Here is a 20,699-nt window from a genome sequence, read left to right on the forward strand (position 1 = left end):
AAAATATACAACAATGTTATTAAATCTTTATTTTGCCCAAGATAATGTTAACAAAATTGCATGAAAATCAGTCAGAAAGAATTTGTATTTAACAATGAGGTAGTTACCAGGTTTGATTTGTACAACAGTTTGTTTTTAACACTTCCGTTTTATCAGGTAAAATCTACCGGTACGTTGCTTCCCTTCTTCAAATCGCATGTAGAGGAAGGTATCGGCCAACAAATTTCCCCGGTAGAAATTATAGAAAGCTTTTTCACTAAATACCAGCAGTATATCAAAGATACAGACCGCTTCCATTTATTGTTTCGGTTTATACAATACATTGAGCGTCAAGTGGTTTTGTTTGATGCGATTGAAGATTCCGCTTTTTCAAAATTAGAAACCACAGATGATAGCAGCTCTTTGCAGGTGCTGTTACAGCAGGTAAACAATCAGCCGGAAAACCATGCAAAAATCCGGGAAGCTTTGCAAAAGTTTTCCCTGCGTTTGGTTTTAACGGCACACCCAACTCAGTTTTATCCGGGTAGCGTTTTGGGGATTATTACCGAATTAACAGAAGCTTTAAAAGTAAATGACATCAATGAGATTTACCTTTTGTTGCAGCAATTAGGCAAAACACCTTTCCTGAACAAGCAAAAACCAACCCCGGTAGATGAAGCGGTTTCGCTGGCCTGGTTTCTGGAAAACGTGTTTTATCAATCTGCTTCTTCTATCAAGGAAAAACTGGATACCGAATTTGATTTTTTAGCGGAAGATGAACATCAAACCATCGAACTGGGTTTTTGGCCGGGAGGAGACCGTGACGGTAACCCGAACGTTAACCTGAAATCAACCCAGGCCGTAACCGAATTGCTGCGGAAAGTGATTTACCGATGCTACGCGCGCGATTATAAAAACTTACGTAAACGACTGACTTTTAGAGGTGTAGAGCAATATATGGCCGAGTTGGAGAAGCAGTTTAACAAACAAACCAAGCCAGAAGATTTGCAGGCCAACAATCAATCTGCTATTATTTTAGAAAATCTTGAAGCCATTAAAGTGGTTTTACAGCGCGATCATGATAGTTTGTTTATTAACCTGATTGATGACCTGATTAGGAAAGTGAAGCTTTTCGGCAGTTATTTTGCTACGCTGGACATCCGGCAGGATAGCCGCATTTTACGGAAAACACATCAGTATTGCTTGAGTGAAACGCCGATAAGGCATAGATTGCCAAACGATTACGCAGATCAAACGGAAGAAGAAAAACTGCGTAACATCCGGTTTGTTGAGGCTGATTTTTATACACCGGATTTGGCTGACGACATGGTAAAAGACACGCTAAATACTATCCGCTATATCAAAGAAATCCAGGAAACGAACGGCATGAAAGCCTGCCATCGTTTTATCATCAGCAACTGTCAGCAGGCTTCGGACATTTTACAATTGATGAACTTGTTTTTGTGGAGCGGCTGGAAAGCGGAAAACCTGACTATTGATTTTGTACCACTTTTTGAAACGGTGAATGACTTGAAAGAAGCCGGAGAAGTTATGGAGAAGCTGTACACCAGTCCGTTTTACACCGCACATCTGCAAAAGAGAAACAACCGGCAAACGATTATGCTTGGCTTTTCCGACAGTACCAAAGATGGCGGTTATCTGATGGCCAACTGGTCTATCTACAAAGCAAAAGTAGAGCTGACGGCAATATCCAGAAAGTACGGTATTGATCTGGCATTTTTTGACGGACGCGGCGGCCCGCCAGCACGCGGCGGCGGCAAAACACATCGTTTTTATGCTTCTATGGGGCACGAAATTGCCAATGATTATATCCAATTAACAATTCAAGGCCAAACCATCAGCACCCAATATGGCTCGATCGACAGTGCCCGTTTTAACATGGAACAGTTGATTAATGCCGGAATTGTATCTGCCCTAAACCAGCAAAGCGGTGATACAGTAAATGAAAAAGGCCGTAAACTGATTGATGATATGGCGGCAGTAAGTTATCAGTCTTTCATGAAGTTACGTGGAAATCCATTGTTTTTACCTTATCTGGAACATTTAAGCCCTTTAAAATTATTGTCCGAAATCAATATCAGCAGTCGGCCGGTCAAACGTAATTCTGGCGCAGAACTCAAGCTGGAAGATTTGCGTGCCATAAGTTTTGTGACTGCCTGGAGCCAGCTGAAACAAAATATCCCCGGGTTTTACGGTGTAGGGACAGCGTTGAAAAAAACGGAAGAAGATGGCAAATGGGAAGATTTAAAAAATTTATACCGCCAGTCCAGCTTTTTCAAAACGATTATTGATAATTGTATGATGTCGATGTCGAAATCTAACTTCAATATAACGGCAAATCTGGCCAATGACCCGAAATATGGCGAATTCTGGACAATTTTGAAAAACGAATATGAACTGACCAATGCTTTGCTTCTGAAATTATCAGACACCAAAGTTTTAATGGAAGAAGCGCCGGTAGAGCGGCAATCCATCGCACTGCGCGAAAAAATTATTTTGCCGCTGGTCGTGATTCAGCATTATGCTTTGCAGCAGTTGTATAGTCAGGATTTGAATGAGGAAGCAACCAATTTGTACCATAAATTAGTGGTCCGTACGGTTTACGGAATTGTAAATGCCGGAAGAAATCTGGCTTAGACAAAATGTAGGAAAGGGGCATTTGCTGAATTTTACCTCTGCAGATGCTTCTTTTACCGGTATAATTTCAGGCTTCAAGCAGTTCAAATTTGTCACCGTCAAACAAACCTAAATCGCTTAGTTTTAGGTGAGGGATAACCAGTAAAGCCATAAAACTCAGCGTCATGAAAGGGGCAGATAGTTTTGAACCGATCTGTTTGGCCCGTGCATCAATACCGGTATAAGCTTCGGCTACCTGATAACCATCGTTCACGCTCATTAAACCGGCAACCGGCAGCGGCAAAATTTCTTCAAAATCAGAACCGGCACAGCTAATCCCGCCTTGTGTTGAAATAATCATGTTTACCGCTTTACAGATGCTTTCATCATCTGCACCAACTACCACAATATTATGGCTGTCGTGCGCTACGGAAGAAGCCAGTGCACCGCTTTTCAACCCAAAATTTTTGATAAACCCTTTTGCTACAGGTGCCTGCCGGTAACGGTTTACCACACAAATTTTCAAAATGTCTTTCTTTAAGTCCGGTTGGATAAAACCTTGTTTTACAATTAGTTCTGTTTTAAATTTGTTGGTGATCAATTGTCCGTCCAAAGCTTCGATCACTAAAACTTTTTGTTTTTCTGCGGATGAAATGGCCGCCGGAAAAGCAAAATCTTCTGATACTGTTTTTAGGCAGGAAAAATTGTTGATAGGATCAACCGGCTGACTTTTAATCCTGGTTTCACCGTTCGCGGCAACCAGTTCTCCATTGATATAAGTTTGAAGCACCTTGAAATCCTGCAAATCTTCCAGCAAAATAAAATCTGCCGGATCACCGATTTTAAGCATACCAATTTCCAAACCATAATGCAAAACCGGGTTGATACATGCTGTTTTTAGCACCTTAAAAACAGCAACCCCAGCGGCAACGGCACGCGCACAAAGCTGATTGATATGGCCGGAAACCAAACTGTTCGGGTGCTTGTCATCGCTGCAGAACATCATCTGGCCAGAGTAATCATTCATCAACCCAACCAAAGCCTCAAAATTTTTGGCGGCACTGCCTTCGCGGATCAAAATTTTCATACCTAAAAGAAGCTTTTCCAACGCTTCTTCCGCCGTAAAGCATTCATGATCAGTGCTGATGCCTGCCGAAATATATTGTGCAGCCAAATCCCCGCGCAAACCGGGCGCATGTCCGTCAACCGGTTTTTGGTGTTTTTGGGCTGAAGTGATTTTTGCCATTACTTCCGGGTCCTGGTTCAAAACGCCCGGAAAATTCATCATTTCACTTAAATATTTGATTTCTTTGCGGGCCAAAAGCAAATCCACATCAGCCGCATTTAAAACTGCACCGGCCGTTTCAAAAACAGTGGCCGGTACGCAGCTTGGCGCACCAAAATTAAATTTAAAAGGAACGGAATGGCCATTTTCTATCATAAACCATACACCGGCCAAACCGCAAACGTTGGCAATTTCATGCGGATCGCTCACCGTGCCAACCGTGCCATGGACTACGGCCAGCCGTGCAAATTCTGAAGGCACCAGCATCGAACTTTCAATATGCACATGCGCATCTACAAAACCCGGCGTTAAAAAGGGCAGGGCCGATGCTTCTTTTACCGATACTTTTTTGATGGATTGGATCAGCCCGTGGTCAACTGTTAGTTCAACCGGATATATTTGTTCAGTAGCAATATCAACAAGCCGGGCAGTTATGGTAAAGTGCATTTATCGCAATTATTAAACAAAAATTTAGGATAGAATTACGATGTGGCCGAAGTCCTCAAACCGGAAAGCTGTTCAAAAAGTGCTTTTTCCTGTCCGGACAAGTTTTTTGGCGTTTGGATAACCACCCGCACATAAGCATCGCCAAAAGTTTCGGGGGTTTTGTAATGCGGCATCCCTAAACCTTTCAGCCGTAATATTTTGTTGCTGTCTGTTCCGGCGGCAATGGTCATGTTCACCGTTTTGCTAATGCTTTGCACGGCAATTTTCCCCCCTAAAACAGCCGTGTAAACATCAACCGGCTGATCGAAATACAAATCATTTTCTTTACGCTCAAACTTGGCATTAGGCAAAATGTGCATCGTAATCAGCAAATCGCCGTTGGCACCGCCGCCACGGCCAGCCTCGCCTTTACCTTTTAAACGCAAAACCTGGCCTTCGCTAACGCCTGCTTTCAGCTTCATGTTCACTTTTGTCTCGCCAATGGTTACCTGCCGCGATGCACCATGAAAAGCTTCTTCCAGCGTGATGTGCATTTCTGCCTGCAAATCTTCACCTGTTGATGCACGCCTGCCGCTTCTGCCGCCACCCGGAGAGCCTCCGCCAAAAATATTCTCAAAAAAATCTGAAAACTGACCACCGCCGCCGTAAAAATCCTCGGTAGAAAAACCGCCGCCGCCACGTTGCTGCCTGCTGCCGCCCGGCCTGCCGCCGCCCTGGTTGGCATAACCGCCCGCCTGCTGGTAGCTTTGCCAGTTTTCGCCCAACTCATCGTACTGTTTGCGTTTATCCGGCTTGCTCAAAACTTCATTTGCTTCGTTTGCCTCCTTAAATTTGTTTTCGGCCACCTTATCACCAGCGTTTTTATCGGGGTGATATTTTACGGCCAGTTTGCGGTAAGCTTTTTTAATTTCATCCTGCGAGGCCGTTTTGCTTACGCCTAAAATTTTATAATAATCTTTATATTCCATTTTTATCGATGTTCCAGTTTTGGTTGAATTCAAAATTAAACAAAACCTTAAAACCATTATTGTTTTGAGCGTGATTTATCTTGATTTGCAAATGTAGCTTCGGGCTGCTAAACATTTCCGGCAATCCGTAGTTTTACCCCTGTAAAAGAAGCATTGTGCTTCCGGAAAAAAAAACGATAACCATGTCAAACCAGGATTCAACACCGCTAAACCAGCAGCAGCAAACCAACACAAACGATACGCACGAAAGCACTTCAAAAACCGACCGGCCGATTGGTGTTGGTGAAAACGAAGAAAACCATACCAGCGGCGATCAGTACGAATATCAAAGAACAGGCAAAAGTTCGCAGGATGAAACCGGCGGGGAAGATGGAAAGAAAGTCCACACAAATAATCAGGGTGGCAATTCCACTGAGGATTAGTGCAACTTCCTGATGAAATTAGCTGTAAAAAACATGGTTTGCGATCGTTGCCTGTTGGTAGTGAGGCAACAGTTGCAAGCCTTAAATTTCAACGTAAAAGCAATCGGTTTGGGTTGGGTTGAAGCGGAGCCCGACCCTGATCCTGACCAATTGATTGCCATTGCTTCTGCTTTTAAAGTGGTTGGTTTTGAATTGATTGATGATTATAAAGCAAGACTTATCGAACAGATCAAAAACATCATCATTGAAACCGTTCAGCACTCGGACATGAGCGAACTGAACGTTAACTTTTCTACGTTACTTTCAGAAAAACTGCAAAAAACATATAGCTATTTGAGCAATCTTTTTTCTGAACAGGAGGATAACACGATTGAGCACTACATCTTCCGGCAAAAAGTAGAAAAAATCAAAGAGCTGATGGAGTACGGCGATCTGAACCTGAATGAAATCGCTTTCAAAATGGGTTACAGCAGCAGTGCGCATTTATCAACCCAATTTAAGAAAATGACCGGTTTTTCGCCTTCACAATATCGAATTGAAAAAACAGGAAGAAAAGCTTTGGACCAGATTTGATTTTTAAGCTGCTAAAAGAAGCATGCTTCTTTTAGCAGCTATTTTTCAGAATAATGTTGGGCCGCCGTTACTTTTGATCCGCCCCAAATGTTTATAAGCCGTTTCGGTACACTCGCGTCCGCGGGAAGTACGCATCAGGTAACCTTCCTGGATTAAAAAAGGTTCATAAACTTCTTCAATCGTACCTTCTTCTTCGCTTACGGCTGTGGCAATAGTTTTCAGGCCAACCGGTCCGCCTTTAAATTTATCAATAATGGTAGATAAGATTTTATTGTCCATTTCGTCCAAACCGTGTTCATCTACATTTAATGCATTCAGCGCGTATTTCGCAATCGGCACATCAATGCTGCCGTTGCCTTTAATCTGCGCAAAATCGCGGGTCCTGCGGAGCAAAGCATTGGCAATACGTGGCGTACCACGGCTGCGTCGGGCAATTTCATAGGCACCTTCTTCGGCAATCGGCGTTTTTAAAATCGCTGCAGATCGAAGCACTATCGTAGTTAACAATTTGGCATCATAATACTGCAAACGGGAATTAATCCCAAAACGGGCACGCAAAGGAGCAGTAAGCAAACCGGAACGTGTAGTGGCGCCAATAAGGGTAAAAGGGTTCAGGGAGATTTGTACCGAACGCGCGTTTGGCCCGGTTTCCAGCATGATGTCGATTTTATAATCTTCCATTGCTGAGTACAAATATTCTTCAACAAGCGGACTTAACCGATGGATTTCATCAATAAATAAAATATCGCCTGATTCCAGGTTGGTGAGCAAACCAGCCAGATCGCCGGGCTTATCTAAAACCGGCCCGGAAGTGATTTTGATCCCGGCACCCATTTCGTTGGCAATAATGTGCGAAAGTGTGGTTTTGCCCAATCCCGGAGGCCCGTGCAACAACACATGGTCTAACGCTTCGCCACGCAGCCGGGCTGCTTTTACAAATACGCGGAGGTTTTCCAGGATTTTTTCCTGGCCGGTAAAATCTTCAAAAACCTGCGGACGTAATACTTTTTCAATCTCTTGTTCAACAGAAGATAAATGCTCCGGGTTTGGGTCGAGGTTTTTATTCATTCCCAACAAAATTAGTATTTTTCAACGGGGAAATGTTATAAAACAATTTTAATCGCACAGATAATCACCTTAACTGTTTTCCAAAACATCATGGTATTTTGAAGCGATCTGTTTCGGATATTTGCGGAACCAGCTATTGGTTTTCATTTTGATCACGCCTAAAAACGCTTCATGAAAAATTTTGGTTGACATTTTTGAAGCCCCGTGCCGGCGATCGGTAAAAATGATTGGTACTTCAACCACTTTAAAACCGAATTTAATGGCCGTAAACTTCATCTCAATCTGGAAAGCATAACCTACAAACTGGATTTTATTGAGCGGAATGGTTTCTAAAACTTTCCGGCGGTAGCATTTAAAGCCGGCGGTGGCGTCCTGCACATCAATACCGGTTACAAAGCGTACATAAACTGAAGCAAAATAACTCATCATTACGCGGCTCATGGGCCAGTTGATTACGTTGACACCATTAATATAGCGCGAACCGACAGCAACATCCGCACCGTCAACACAAGCCTGGCGCAAGCGCAAAAGATCATCCGGGTTGTGTGAAAAATCGGCGTCCATCTCATAAATAAAATCATAATGCCGATCGGTTGCCCATTTAAAACCGAAAATGTAAGCAGTGCCCAAACCTTGTTTCCCGGCGCGCTCATGCAAAAAAAGTGTTTCCGGATAGAAGCTTTGCAGCGTTCGGATGATTGCTGCCGTGCCATCCGGAGAACCATCATCGATCACCAGCACATGGAAATCGTGCATAATAGAAAACACTTTGTGCAAAATGCGTTCGATGTTTTCTTTTTCGTTGTATGTTGGTATGATAACCAGGCTATCGGGCACTTAAATTATTTTAAAAATTATAAACAACTGATATATAATAAAAATGATACTTCTTTTAAGGCATATTTGTTTCTGCCATAACTTCTTCAGGTTCAGTTATATAACTTCTTTCTTTTAACCTTGGTGAAACAAATAGATAAACTATTAAAAAAGCAGCCATGATCCCTACAAATAACCAAAAATAATTTGCCCCTTCAAACCTTGAGAAAAAACCTTTGTTTGAAATACTGCTGTTTACGAATGCCGTAAAAACATTGCCGATGGCAACTGTAAGAAGCCATATTGCGCTCATTGTACTTTTCATTGATTTTGGCGACTGTGTATAAGCATATTCCAAACCGGTGATCGAAACCAAAACTTCGCCTGCTGATAAGATTACATACGCCAAAATTTGCCACCAGACTGACGGATGCGCTCCGTGATCTATTTCGGTTTGTAGTAACGCGATAATCACAAAAGACAGGCCGGTAAGTGCCAGGCCAGCACCAATCCGGCGCAAAGGGGTGGTTTTTATACCCAAAGTATTTTCAAAAAAAGGATATATCCCATAAGTAAAAATTGGTATAAACAGCAACAGGAAGATCGGGTTTACCGTTTGTACTTGCTCTGGTAATAAGTTAAGACCTAATATATGACGATCTAACTTTTGTGCCTGTAAAACCCATTCTGATAAGTTCTGATCCCACATGGCCCAGAAAATCGGCACAAAAGCAAACACGGCCATTACTCGATAAACAGCTTTGATACCTTCTACTTTTTCCGGACGAAATTTTTGTTTAGCCACGTCCAGCAGAGATTCCCCTTTTTTCTTTTTTCCTGCATTAAACAAAGCATACAAAGAGATGAAAACAAAATTGTCTTTTTTAATGCCCGAAGGAGGGACGCGCACATATTTTTTTCGGCCCGAGAAAAAAATAACTGTGGCCAAAGCCATCAAAATACCCGGAATCCCAAACGCCCATTTAGGACCGAAGTTTGCATAAGTATATGGGATCAAAATAGTAGAAACAACAGAGCCGGCGTTGATGCTAAAGTAGAACCATCCATAAACTTTTGACATTAAGTGCTGATTGTTTTGGCCAAACTGATCGCCAACATTTGCCGAAACACAAGATTTAATACCGCCAGCACCAATGGCAATCAGGATCAAACCATATCGAAAACCTTCTAAATTAGTATCAAACAGAGCCAAAAACAAGTGCCCAAAACAGTAAATGACCGATACCCACAAAATGATTTTATATTTTCCGGTAAACCAATCTGCCACGATTGCCCCAACAAATGGAAGTGCGTAGGCAAGGGAAACAAAAAAATGCGTGCTTTCATTTGCTTTTGCTTCTGCTATAGTTTGTAAAGCCGGATTGTTTGTGGGGTTAAAAAATTGTGCAACCAAAAAAGTAGCCAGTATAGAACGCATCCCGTAAAAACTGAAACGTTCTGCGGCTTCGTTTCCGATAATGTAAGGTATACTTTTAGGATATGAATTATCTGATCCAAAAGAAGCAACATTTGGTTTCAACGTACTGTTCGCCATGCTTTAGCTTATATTTTTTGTTTAAATTAAAGAAATTTTACTGATAAAAACAGCTTTCTGATCCCAAAAACAATATAACTAACTTTTTTTATAATTTTTTTTGGTTGGGAATGAAGGAGTTGACTGTTTCCTAATATTTTCTATAGAATCTGTACGCTGCTTTTTCGGGTCAATATAAGTTGCATCGCGCTCTTCGGGAATGTTGCGCATATCCAGGTTTTGCACAAATTTCCAGCGGTTGTTTTTGAGTTGGTAACCGTCATAAGTTAAATCCGGACCGTAAACACTATAATCAGTTTTTATTTTCGGATCAGGCGGGGCAAGGTGATCGAACACAATCAAATCCCGATCCGGCACAAAACGCAGCAACATCGATGCCTGTCGGCTATATTCAAACACGATCCGGTCACGGCTTCTGGCATTTTCATCAAAAACAGGCAAACCAAAAACAGGCGCGTTGTTTTTAAAGGATAAAACCTCAATTACTTTTTTGGTGGTTTTTACCGTGTTTCCTTTCCAACCGAGCAAAACATAATACGGTTTTTCTGTTCCGGTTTTGATAATTTTATAATATTGCGCGCCCAGCCATTTTTGTGCTGTAAAAACAGAATCTTCCGGGTTTTTGATGAACGGCGTGAAATCCGTTAGCGGGAACATTTTTAAAGCACCGTTGGTATTTAACTGAATAGTTCCGTAATACCGGTAACTGCCATCTTCGTTCATCACGTGCCAGGTAAAAATGCGGAACTGGTTATCAGGCGCGTACAGTTTTGATACTGTTTTTACCGAGTCAAATTTGTAATGGTAAGAACCCGGGATTTTTAAAGCGTTGACAAAAGTCCTGATAAATTGATAATTGGAATTTTTCCTTTCAAGGTCATTCTCATTATTTATCACATTGTTACCCAAGGTTTTGAGGCTATCTTCGTAAAGCTTGAGTTTCGTCTGATCAGCTGATGGTAATTGTGCAAAACCAGACAAGCTCGGCAAAGAAAAAAGCAGCAATAAAACATATTGAAATTTTCTACAGGTAGCGCGATTCATCAGCTGCAAAATAAACATTTGATTATCTTAAACGCAGTTTTATTTATTAAGGTGTTGCAGATGCTGTTTTTACAGGGTATTTTTTGGGCTGAAGGTTGAATTGCAAACATGAAAAACAGATGAAAGAGAAAAAAGCCTAAATTTGGCCGGTTAACTATTTTTGATGGCAATTTTAAACTCATCCCGGCAAAAAGCTTTAATGCGTAAGTTTGCCATGAACATCAAGTTTTTGATGATGTTCATGGCAGTTGTTGTGATTATTTTTACCCTGCCCAAACAGGCCAAGTTTCGTTACGAATATGGGAAAGGTCGCATCTGGAACCAAAAAGATTTAATTTCGCCTTACAATTTCGCCATCTTAAAAACCAATGCCGAGCTGGATGTGGACAAAGAATCAGCTTTGCGCAGTATTAGCCCGATATATCAACTCGGACCGCAAACAGAGCAACAAGAAACCGATAATTTTAAGAACGATTTTGAAATCAAATGGCACAACGACAGCCTGAACGAACGGCAAAAAGAAACTTACCTGAAACTTGGCCTCAACCTTTTAGCAACTGTTTATAAAAAAGGTGTGGTTGCGCTGAACAAAAAATTTCAGGATTCGGCAGAAAATTATGATATCACCGTCCTGCAAAATAAAATTGCTACAAACACCAATACTGCTGCACTATTCACCAAAGAGCGGGCTTTAAATTATTGCGATCAGTTTTTAAGCAAGCAGCCCGGTATTGATAAATCCTTTTTAATCAGCTTGTTGCAGGATCATATTCAATATAATGTAAGTTATGATCAACCCTTAACCCGGCAGCTGGAAAGTGAAACTGTTGAAGGGATATCGCAAACGCGGGGCATGGTGCAAAAAGGGGAACTGATTGTGGCCAAAGGTTCGGTGATCAACCAGGATGTTTTTCAAAAATTAGAATCCTTTAAAAAAGCTTTTGAAGATAATGCCCACGTAACCGGTGATAGAAGAATGGTTTTGCTGGGGCAGTTTTTACTGGTTTTTTTGGTGGTTTCGCTGTTGGTGATTTTTCTTTTTTTGTTCAGAAGGGATATTTATAACGATAATCGTTTGGTTGGGTTGATTTTACTGGTGATCACTTCTATGCTGGTCACCTTATCCTGGGCCATACTTTTTCAGATGCCAAACCTGTATTATATACCGTATTGTATTGTCCCGATTATCATCCGGATATTATTTGATACCAGGCTTGCCCTCAACATTCATTTGCTCGTGGTTTTAATTGCCGGTTTTTTTGTGCCGAACAGTTTTGAGTTTGCTTTTTATGAACTTACGGCCGGCATGGTTTCCATTTATAGTATCAAAAACCTGATCCGCAGGGAACAGTTTTTAATTTCGGCCCTGCTGATTTTAAGCTGTTATTTAGTTTCTTTTCTGGGGATTTCTTTCATCAGGGAAGGCAGTTTTCGTGCCATCGACTGGAATGATTTTCTACCGTTTATCGTAAGTGTTTCTTTAACCTTGCTGGCTTATCCGCTGATTTATGCTTTTGAAAAGGTTTTTGGCATCACTTCGGATATCACTTTAATCGAGTTGACCAATACCAATTCTTCGATCCTGCGCGATCTGGCATTTAACGCGCCGGGCACTTTTCAGCATTCTTTGCAGGTTGCCAATCTGGCCGAAACCGCTATTTATACCATTGGCGGCAATGCTTTGCTGGTGCGGGCAGGCGCCTTGTACCACGATATTGGCAAAATGGAAAACCCACAGTATTTTATCGAAAACCAAACACAGGGTTTTAACCCGCATGATAAGCTGTCGTACGAAGAAAGTGCCCGTGTAATTATCCGTCATGTACAAAAAGGGGTAGAGCTGGCACGGAAAAAAAATCTGCCCGAAATTATCGTCGATTTCATCCGGACACATCACGGTAATACGCGGGTGGACTATTTTTACCAGTCTTTTTTAAAAAATTTCCCCGAAAAAATTGTGGATGAAAACACTTTCCGATATCCGGGGCCGATCCCTTTTTCCAAAGAAACCGGTGTTTTAATGCTGGCAGATTCGGTTGAAGCAGCTTCCAGGGCATTGAAGGAACCAAACTTTACCTCGATCAATAACCTGGTTGATAAGCTGGTAAACTATAAACTGGAGCAAGGTCAGCTTAAAAACAGCAATATCACTTTAAAGGAAATTGAAACTGTAAAATCGATCTTTAAAAAGATGCTGATGGGCATTTATCATGTGCGCATTGATTATTGATAATTTTTTTTGCTGCGGAAGCTGAATTGCTATATTTGCACTCCTTAAAAAAAGCAAAGTTAAACGAGGAGACACTGGTGAGGTGCCTGAGAGGCCGAAAGGATCAGTTTGCTAAACTGACGTACGGGAAACTGTACCGAGGGTTCGAATCCCTCCCTCACCGCTGATTACTCAGTCAAAAACATCAAAAGCCTGTAAATCATATATTTACAGGCTTTTTTGTTACCATGAGATCGTCAAAATATACAGGAAATCGCAAAAAAATGAGCGACATTCGTTACGTCTTTTTCCAACCAAAAAAAGGCGTAACGAAAACGGCTTAATTAGCTGATTTACAAGCTTTTCAGATGTTCAAACGATGAACATATTGACTTTTACCTCTGAATTTCGACATTTATTCACTAAAGAATTTCGACATGTTGGAAAAAAGTTTAGGCTTGATGTTTTATTTAAGACGGCCAAGGAATTATCAGGGCGGACCAGTGTATATCTACTTTAAGATAACCGTTGATGGTGTAAGTAAAGACCTTTCTGTTAAACGCTCCTGGGAACCGTCGAGATGGAATTCAAAAGGAAATCGTGCAAACAGCAACAAAGAAGATGTTAAAATACTTAACGAGTATCTCGACGTTTTACAGAACAAAGCCTACGATGCCCGGAAACATCTGATCGACCGGGGCAAAGTGGTTACCGCTTTAGCTATAGTAAAATTGCTTTCCGGGGCCGAAGAACTGTAACCCCTTCTAAAATTCGGACTGTTTGAAAGGCGAAAAGTCTTTAAATTTAACAGTCAGAAGATGAAGAAATCAATTATTAGCGAAGCGCAGATCGTTAAAGCACTCAAGGAGTACGAAGGCGGTAGAGACCACGGGCAGATCTGCCGGGAGTTAGGCATCCATAAATCCACCTTTTATAACTGGCGAAAGAAATATGCCGGTATGGACAGCCAGGAACTGAAACGGTTAAAGGAATTGGAGGAAGAGAACCGCCGGCTGAAACACATGTACGCCGAATTGGCGCTGGATAACAAAATGCTAAAGGACGTTCTGGGAAAAAAGTTCTAAAGCCCTGCCAGCGAAAAGACATGGTTACTTATTTGATGGAATGCCATCAGGTAAGTATCAGCAGGGCTTGTAAGGCAATTAATTTGTCTAAATCCATGTATTATTACAAAAACACGCGGGATGATTCAGAGACGATCGGCAAACTCTTGGAGCTTTCAGAAAAGCATCCAACCGAAGGCCAGGACCTGTATTACAGCCGGATCCGTCAGCAGGGCTTTTTGTGGAATTACAAACGGGTGCGCCGGGTTTACCTGCTGCTGGGCATGAACAGGCGCAAAAGAACAAAAAGACGTGTACCGGCCAGGGTAAAAGTACCACTTGCAGTACCTGAACGTGCTGGTGAAATGTGGTCTGTAGATTTTATGAGCGATGTACTGGTGAACAAAAGGAAGTTCCGGACGCTGAACGTGATAGATGATTATAACCGGCAGGCTATTACCGTAGAAGCAGCGCATTCACTGCCTGCTATCCGGGTAACACAAATATTGGAATATGCTATCAAAGAAAAAGGTAAACCGAAATGCATCAGGGTAGATAACGGGCCGGAGTTTATCAGTAAAGAATTCAAGGATTGGTGTACGCAAAAGGGAATTACAATCAGACATACCCAGCCTGGAAAACCGATGCAGAATGGTTATATTGAAAGGTTCAACCGGACTTTTAGGGAAAATATACTGGATGCTTATCTCTTTGAAGACATTAACCAAGTACAGCAATTAGCCGATGAATGGATGGAAGATTAAAATTACAAAAGGCCTCATGAAGCATTAGGCGGATTAACACCCGATTATTCTAAACAGATTAAACAACTTAAACATAAATTGAAATAAATTAGTCCTTTAAATACCTGTCCGAAATAAGGGAGGGTTACACGTGGTTTAAAAAGCTGGAAAAGCTTTTCGTTTTCTTCGGAATTTCAATTCCTACATGGTGCGATTGGTGGGCGTAGTGTTCGGGGGCGGGTTGGTTGGTTTCATTATTTCAATTCCTACATGGTGCGATTGGTGGTTTTTGCGGAGCCTGCTGTGTTAGTGCTTACTTTTAAATTTCAATTCCTACATGGTGCGATTGGTGGGTTGCGCTGCCTTTGGCAAAAACCAGGAATATAACTTATTTCAATTCCTACATGGTGCGATTGGTGGTTGTAAGCAAAAACGCCAATACTTTTTGTTAAAGTTATTTCAATTCCTACATGGTGCGATTGGTGGCCGGCAACAACACTGCGTTGCACGGTAACAAAATTGCATTTCAATTCCTACATGGTGCGATTGGTGGCCGGCAACAACACTGCGTTGCACGGTAACAAAATTGCATTTCAATTCCTACATGGTCCGATTGGTGGCTTGCTAATGCCGCCATTTACGCAACCAGCAACAAATTTCAATTCCTACATGGTGCGATTGGTGGACGCTAAGGTGACAGCACCAGTGGCCGATACTGCAGATTTCAATTCCTACATGGTGCGATTGGTGGAAATGGCGGTGCAATAGCCAGTTTAAGAAAATTGTATTTCAATTCCTACATGGTGCGATTGGTGGCCATACCTCTACCTATGCTATGTTAAACAAATCGCATTTCAATTCCTACATGGTGCGATTGGTGGTTTGTAGTGCAACCGCCAAACCCGGATGTAGTTGTATTTCAATTCCTACATGGTGCGATTGGTGGCCATACCTCTACCTATGCTATGTTAAACAAATCGCATTTCAATTCCTACATGGTGCGATTGGTGGACAGATCCTGCCTATGCGGCAAAACTGATCGAATATTTCAATTCCTACATGGTGCGATTGGTGGTTGCTGGCTATACATGGTTTGCCAAAGCAGTTGTAATTTCAATTCCTACATGGTGCGATTGGTGGAAACACGTGGTAAAAACAGCATCTTGGCCGACAAAAATTTCAATTCCTACATGGTGCGATTGGTGGTACTGGTAGATACTTCTTTTATCAGGTGTTTTTAAGATTTCAATTCCTACATGGTGCGATTGGTGGCTGTAATGATTACGCCTGTTTTTGTAATAGTATAATCATTTCAATTCCTACATGGTGCGATTGGTGGTCGGAATAAAGTTTTTCCCCGGTGGTTTTATCCGATTTCAATTCCTACATGGTGCGATTGGTGGTTTAAAGCACCGGTCAGCCTGGCTTACAATGCCAAATTTCAATTCCTACATGGTGCGATTGGTGGTGGCTATTTAAAATAAGATCTGATTTGATCTCATCGAATTTCAATTCCTACATGGTGCGATTGGTGGTGGGCAACCTGTTTCCAGATGTGCGGATGGCGGGAAAATTTCAATTCCTACATGGTGCGATTGGTGGGGTTTGTGCCGGGTAGTGTAATTTATAATTAAACAATTTCAATTCCTACATGGTGCGATTGGTGGTTTTTAAAGTGAGGCGTTTCGGCAAGGGTATAGACCTATTTCAATTCCTACATGGTGCGATTGGTGGGGTGGACAGTTCGCTGATCACCAGCTTTAAACTGGATTTCAATTCCTACATGGTGCGATTGGTGGTCACAATAGACCATTGTAATGTCTCCATTTGTTCGCAATTTCAATTCCTACATGGTGCGATTGGTGGAATAGTAACTCCATTAGTGTAACCAAAGGGGTTAAGATTTCAATTCCTACATGGTGCGATTGGTGGCGATAGCCGTATTTATCTACATTCTGCTCAATGTAATTTCAATTCCTACATGGTGCGATTGGTGGACCTGATCTCTGAAATTACCTAAACTTCTATTAAATTTCAATTCCTACATGGTGCGATTGGTGGGCTCTGAATACCCACAAGCCGCGAACCCTTTATTGTATTTCAATTCCTACATGGTGCGATTGGTGGGGTTCCATTTATTAGTCTTTAGTAAAAATGATTAAATTTCAATTCCTACATGGTGCGATTGGTGGGGTTATAAAGTAGTTGAAGGCAGAAGCAATCGTACTATTTCAATTCCTACATGGTGCGATTGGTGGAAACGCTCCGAAAGCGCCGAAGCAGATTCGCTATTATTTCAATTCCTACATGGTGCGATTGGTGGATTGAATATTCGTTAAATCATACCTCAATCCTTCAAAATTTCAATTCCTACATGGTGCGATTGGTGGATTGCGCTGTTGCTATTTTTGTTGCGATGTCCTCATTTCAATTCCTACATGGTGCGATTGGTGGAGCCCTAAAAACGATACTTCTATACACGGTATTCCTTCATTTCAATTCCTACATGGTGCGATTGGTGGAAGGAGAATTAGGAAACGTACCGGCTTATTTTACTCCGATTTCAATTCCTACATGGTGCGATTGGTGGATTTGACAGAAAAAGGGATGCAGTTAGTAATTGAATATTTCAATTCCTACATGGTGCGATTGGTGGTTCTTATTCTGAAAAAGAAGATTTTAGTGATTGGCAAATTTCAATTCCTACATGGTGCGATTGGTGGACCTATCCGTTTTAATCAGCGCGTTAACGCTGTATTTATTTCAATTCCTACATGGTGCGATTGGTGGGCAAATCCAGAAGATAGACAGATGTTTTATCCTGAATTTCAATTCCTACATGGTGCGATTGGTGGAGGTCAAGCAGCAATTAACGGATTTTTTAATTACATTTCAATTCCTACATGGTGCGATTGGTGGACTAATGCCTAATGATGAAGAAAAAGTAGAAATAGGTATTTCAATTCCTACATGGTGCGATTGGTGGAATTATTTTCTCTCAACAAATGGAAAAGCAATGCACATTTCAATTCCTACATGGTGCGATTGGTGGCAGGTTGTGTAACGTAAAATAAGGTAAGATGATAATATTTCAATTCCTACATGGTGCGATTGGTGGCCGTTAATAAAACGCCTCTAATATATATTTAAACGCTGTTTTTAGCAGGCTTTTCTTAATAAAATTTAGTCGATGTATAATACGCGGTTCCTATGCTTAGACCGACAACCCTGGTTTTATGGCCGTAACATGGTTTTAGCTTTTTATCTGTGTTTTCTTAAATCAAAGAACGAGCGTAATCATCCTCACCGACGACTTACAATATATTATCCAACTTATTTTTCTCTGCGCCAATCACTTCTTTTTCAAGCCACTTTTCTTCCCTACTTTTAAAAACCAGAATGCTGTCTGTATCGGCATCAATAATCAGTTTGGCTTTCGCTTGCAGTTCCTTCAGTTTTACAGGCGTAATCTCTCCTTCAAAAACAGAATTCTGTATCCAGTTTAAATATTGCCGGCAAAGTTTAAGCATTTTGCCAACGCGCTTTTCTCCAATATCATAAACTAAAATTACATACATTTTTAAAAAAGCTAATAGCTGTCAGCTTTTAGCTTTCAGCACAAGTTGAACATTTAAATTACAATAGCTATTTACAGATCGCTGAAAGCTGATTGCTTATAGCTAACTGCTCACTACCACCTAACTTTATAAGGTTTATACTCATCCAAGCCTAAAACATGTTTGCCCAGCTTGTAACATTCCAATTTGATCAGGTGCTTGTAACTTACACTTCTGTTTAAAACAGGATGCTTAAACGTTTCGTTCAGTCGTTCTTCCCAGGCTTTTACAAATATTTTTCTGCCGGAATCTTTCAGCATACAACCATTCATTTTCAAGTCGAAATCTTTCGATTGGATTTCCTTTTTATTTAAAAGCCGGAAAATCGTACGGTCAACCATCACCGGTTTAAAAATTTCAGCCAAATCAAGTGCTAAAGAAAACCTACGGTAACCTGGTTCATGCAAAAAGCTGATGGTTGGATTAAGCTGTGTATGATACAATTGGTTTAAACAAGCGGAATAACACATCATGTTACCGAAAGAAATCATCGCATTCAGTTCATTGGCTGGCGGTTGTTTGCTGCGGCCTTCCATCTGGAAATCATTCAAAATCGTATCAAAAGCCTGGTAATATTGCTGCCGAATATTGCCTTCAATGCCCATTAGTTCATCTACGGCTTTCGTTTGTTCGATTTGTAAAGCCAGTTGTTCAATACTTTCCAGCGGAAAGCTCACATCTTTTTCTCGGTTTAAATAATAACGCAAGGTTTTTGTCATGTTAAAAGCAGCACCGCTCACAAACTTTCGGGCTAAGATCATCCGCTTTTTGCTGTCGATATAATGTTTGGTTTGCGAAATCTGCATTTTGCCTGCCAGCAAATATTCTTTTGGACAAAAGCTGCCGGTATAGTTTTCGTAATAATCAAAAAAGTGGACTGCAATTCCTGCTTTACCCAAGAAGTTGTACAATGCACTATTGGCATCCAAACTGCCGAAACAGAACAAATCGGAAACTCCTTCTACCGGAATATATTTCGGCGTTCCTTCCATGCCGTCTTCATCAACCGGTAAAAACTTCAAAGTATTGTCTTTACGGCTCAACCGGCCGGGATTAAATAGGTAGTAAGTTTGTTTCATGCAGATGCTTCTTTTACCAGTTAAAAATTAGTGGTAATTTTTTGAACGAATAGTATGTTTATACAGGTTCTTCTACATAACAGAAATCAAAATAACTGCATTGCTTGCAGATGGGTTTTCGTAAAAGTGGAGGACAAATTTCGCTGTCAACCATTTCTCTGATATTCGTTTCCCAGGTTTGGATCATTTCCTCATCGCCGGGCTCTAACTGTACCGTTTCCCGCTGCCGCATTTTCGGGTATTCGATCAGTCCGGTTACGCCTTCAATGCCCTGCTGCCCTAATTTGTAGATATAATATTTTACTTGTGCAATATGCGCTTTTTCAACCTTGTCGCTTTTTTTTACCTCGTGCACTACCCTGTTTTTAGCATCATAGAAATCTATTTTGATGCCATCTACTTCCACTTCGGTATATTGCTGCGAACGGTCGGTGTAAGTGGTTTCGCCGATTAGTTTGCCTTCTGCTACCGTTTCGGAAGTATGCTCCATTTGTATTCCGTTGGCGAACAACCACAATTTCCGATGGCAAACGAAGTAATAGTTGATGTGGGTAGCAGTGAGGTTGAGCATAACCTTTCAGACTAATTCGTAATTATCTTCCTGATCGAAATCTACATTGCGTACTGCTTCCTGTGCTTGTTTTAGGCTGAAAAAATTGAAATCCCAATCTTCGTTCTTTTTCAAACCGAGCCATTTTCGAAATTCTTTGTGTTCCGAGTGTTTTGGATTAGCCAGAGCATCTTTCAATTCTTCATAACCCCAAGGACCGCCGCAATCTTCCGGCGGACAATTACCTTTTCCTGCCAGACAATCTGCAAATAGCAGTTTTTCTTCAGTAATTTTTTCCAGCGTAATTAAGTGTTCCCAGTTATCGCCTAAATCATAGGTGTACACAAACTTTTGTCCTTCAGCTTTAAAAATATCGGCTAACTTAACTTCTTTACTGTCTATCAGTTCATCTTCCTCAAAAAAGTCCAAACCATCATCATACATTTCTTTATCGCTGATGATTGGATTCAGGCGATGGTCAATCGGTCGAAACTGATACATGTGCGCATTCTCCCAACCAAAAGCTGCCTGAATAATTATGTGGAACTGGTAAAAGGTAAAATCTTCCGGTACCAGCAAACGCCGCCAAACTGGTGGTTTGATGATTTCTTTGATTTGGATTTTAAATTGAAAGGGCATGGAA

At 41.3% G+C, this 20,699-nt stretch carries 17 protein-coding genes, 1 tRNA gene and 1 CRISPR repeat array; of the genes, 8 read left to right on the top strand and 10 right to left on the bottom strand.

Translation table 11 applies throughout. The features are described from left to right. The first annotated feature begins 60 nt into the window (after positions 1 to 60). Positions 61 to 2,637 (top strand): phosphoenolpyruvate carboxylase, encoded by a 2,577-nt coding sequence (locus ACOFKR_RS08615; RefSeq protein WP_419800395.1) that lies wholly within the window; start codon positions 61 to 63, stop codon positions 2,635 to 2,637. A 67-nt stretch (positions 2,638 to 2,704) separates the two neighbouring features. On the opposite strand, the gene ade is transcribed toward ACOFKR_RS08615, so the two are convergent. Both ade and ACOFKR_RS08625 read right to left on the bottom strand, forming a co-directional pair. Beyond that, complete coding sequence (gene ade, locus ACOFKR_RS08620) at positions 2,705 to 4,348, bottom strand: adenine deaminase (protein ID WP_419800396.1); 1,644 nt, start codon at positions 4,346 to 4,348, stop codon at positions 2,705 to 2,707. Between the two features lie 35 nt (positions 4,349 to 4,383). Then, the gene (locus ACOFKR_RS08625; RefSeq protein ID WP_419800397.1) at positions 4,384 to 5,316 is read right to left on the bottom strand and encodes a DnaJ C-terminal domain-containing protein; all 933 of its coding nucleotides are present in this window, start codon (positions 5,314 to 5,316) and stop codon (positions 4,384 to 4,386) included. A 182-nt stretch (positions 5,317 to 5,498) separates the two neighbouring features. Here ACOFKR_RS08625 and ACOFKR_RS08630 point away from each other — a divergent pair, with 182 nt between their 5' ends. After that, complete coding sequence (locus tag ACOFKR_RS08630) at positions 5,499 to 5,738, top strand: hypothetical protein (protein WP_419800398.1); 240 nt, start codon at positions 5,499 to 5,501, stop codon at positions 5,736 to 5,738. Between the two features lie 12 nt (positions 5,739 to 5,750). Further along, positions 5,751 to 6,311: a helix-turn-helix domain-containing protein gene (locus ACOFKR_RS08635; protein WP_419800399.1), complete on the top strand. Its 561-nt coding sequence runs from the start codon at positions 5,751 to 5,753 to the stop codon at positions 6,309 to 6,311. Positions 6,312 to 6,356: 45 nt separating this feature from the next. Here ACOFKR_RS08635 and ruvB read toward each other — a convergent pair whose 3' ends face one another. The 4 genes from ruvB to ACOFKR_RS08655 form a co-directional block, all read right to left on the bottom strand. After that, positions 6,357 to 7,379 (bottom strand): Holliday junction branch migration DNA helicase RuvB, encoded by a 1,023-nt coding sequence (gene ruvB / locus ACOFKR_RS08640; protein WP_419800400.1) that lies wholly within the window; start codon positions 7,377 to 7,379, stop codon positions 6,357 to 6,359. A gap of 69 nt (positions 7,380 to 7,448) precedes the next feature. Beyond that, on the bottom strand, positions 7,449 to 8,216 hold the full coding sequence (locus ACOFKR_RS08645) for a polyprenol monophosphomannose synthase (RefSeq protein ID WP_419800401.1): 768 nt from the start codon (positions 8,214 to 8,216) through the stop codon (positions 7,449 to 7,451). Positions 8,217 to 8,271: 55 nt separating this feature from the next. Continuing rightward, positions 8,272 to 9,750 carry a POT family MFS transporter gene (locus tag ACOFKR_RS08650; RefSeq protein ID WP_419800402.1) on the bottom strand — a complete coding sequence of 493 codons (1,479 nt, stop codon included), beginning with the start codon at positions 9,748 to 9,750 and terminating at the stop codon, positions 8,272 to 8,274. Between the two features lie 78 nt (positions 9,751 to 9,828). Further along, complete coding sequence (locus ACOFKR_RS08655; RefSeq protein ID WP_419800403.1) at positions 9,829 to 10,812, bottom strand: hypothetical protein; 984 nt, start codon at positions 10,810 to 10,812, stop codon at positions 9,829 to 9,831. 145 nt (positions 10,813 to 10,957) lie between these two features. Here ACOFKR_RS08655 and ACOFKR_RS08660 point away from each other — a divergent pair, with 145 nt between their 5' ends. The 5 genes from ACOFKR_RS08660 (at position 10,958) to ACOFKR_RS08680 (ending at position 14,831) form a co-directional block, all read left to right on the top strand. Next, positions 10,958 to 13,024: an HD family phosphohydrolase gene (locus ACOFKR_RS08660; RefSeq protein WP_419800404.1), complete on the top strand. Its 2,067-nt coding sequence runs from the start codon at positions 10,958 to 10,960 to the stop codon at positions 13,022 to 13,024. Between the two features lie 76 nt (positions 13,025 to 13,100). Continuing rightward, positions 13,101 to 13,187 (top strand) — tRNA-Ser (locus ACOFKR_RS08665). Positions 13,188 to 13,440: 253 nt separating this feature from the next. Further along, positions 13,441 to 13,761 (top strand): Arm DNA-binding domain-containing protein, encoded by a 321-nt coding sequence (locus ACOFKR_RS08670; RefSeq protein WP_419800405.1) that lies wholly within the window; start codon positions 13,441 to 13,443, stop codon positions 13,759 to 13,761. A gap of 60 nt (positions 13,762 to 13,821) precedes the next feature. Further along, a complete protein-coding gene (locus ACOFKR_RS08675; protein WP_419800406.1) occupies positions 13,822 to 14,088 on the top strand; it encodes a transposase in 267 nt (88 codons plus the stop codon). A 20-nt stretch (positions 14,089 to 14,108) separates the two neighbouring features. Continuing rightward, positions 14,109 to 14,831, top strand: coding sequence for an IS3 family transposase (locus tag ACOFKR_RS08680; RefSeq protein ID WP_419800407.1), 723 nt, complete (start codon positions 14,109 to 14,111; stop codon positions 14,829 to 14,831). Positions 14,832 to 15,001: 170 nt separating this feature from the next. Further along, positions 15,002 to 17,928: direct repeats of the CRISPR family, unit length 30 nt; unit sequence ATTTCAATTCCTACATGGTGCGATTGGTGG. A gap of 196 nt (positions 17,929 to 18,124) precedes the next feature. Here the strand turns inward: ACOFKR_RS08680 and cas2 are convergent. The 4 genes from cas2 to ACOFKR_RS08700 form a co-directional block, all read right to left on the bottom strand. Beyond that, positions 18,125 to 18,388, bottom strand: a complete 264-nt coding sequence (cas2, locus tag ACOFKR_RS08685; protein ID WP_419800408.1) for a CRISPR-associated endonuclease Cas2 — start codon at positions 18,386 to 18,388, stop codon at positions 18,125 to 18,127. 113 nt (positions 18,389 to 18,501) lie between these two features. After that, entirely contained in the window at positions 18,502 to 19,506 is a 1,005-nt protein-coding gene (gene cas1b / locus ACOFKR_RS08690) for a type I-B CRISPR-associated endonuclease Cas1b (RefSeq protein WP_419800409.1), read from the bottom strand. Between the two features lie 58 nt (positions 19,507 to 19,564). Continuing rightward, the gene (gene cas4 / locus ACOFKR_RS08695) at positions 19,565 to 20,077 is read right to left on the bottom strand and encodes a CRISPR-associated protein Cas4 (RefSeq protein ID WP_419800410.1); all 513 of its coding nucleotides are present in this window, start codon (positions 20,075 to 20,077) and stop codon (positions 19,565 to 19,567) included. A 6-nt stretch (positions 20,078 to 20,083) separates the two neighbouring features. Beyond that, positions 20,084 to 20,695: a plasmid pRiA4b ORF-3 family protein gene (locus ACOFKR_RS08700; protein ID WP_419800411.1), complete on the bottom strand. Its 612-nt coding sequence runs from the start codon at positions 20,693 to 20,695 to the stop codon at positions 20,084 to 20,086. Between the last annotated feature and the right edge of the window lie 4 nt (positions 20,696 to 20,699).

This window comes from Mucilaginibacter sp. (assembly GCF_965201005.1).
GTDB lineage: Bacteria > Bacteroidota > Bacteroidia > Sphingobacteriales > Sphingobacteriaceae > Mucilaginibacter_A.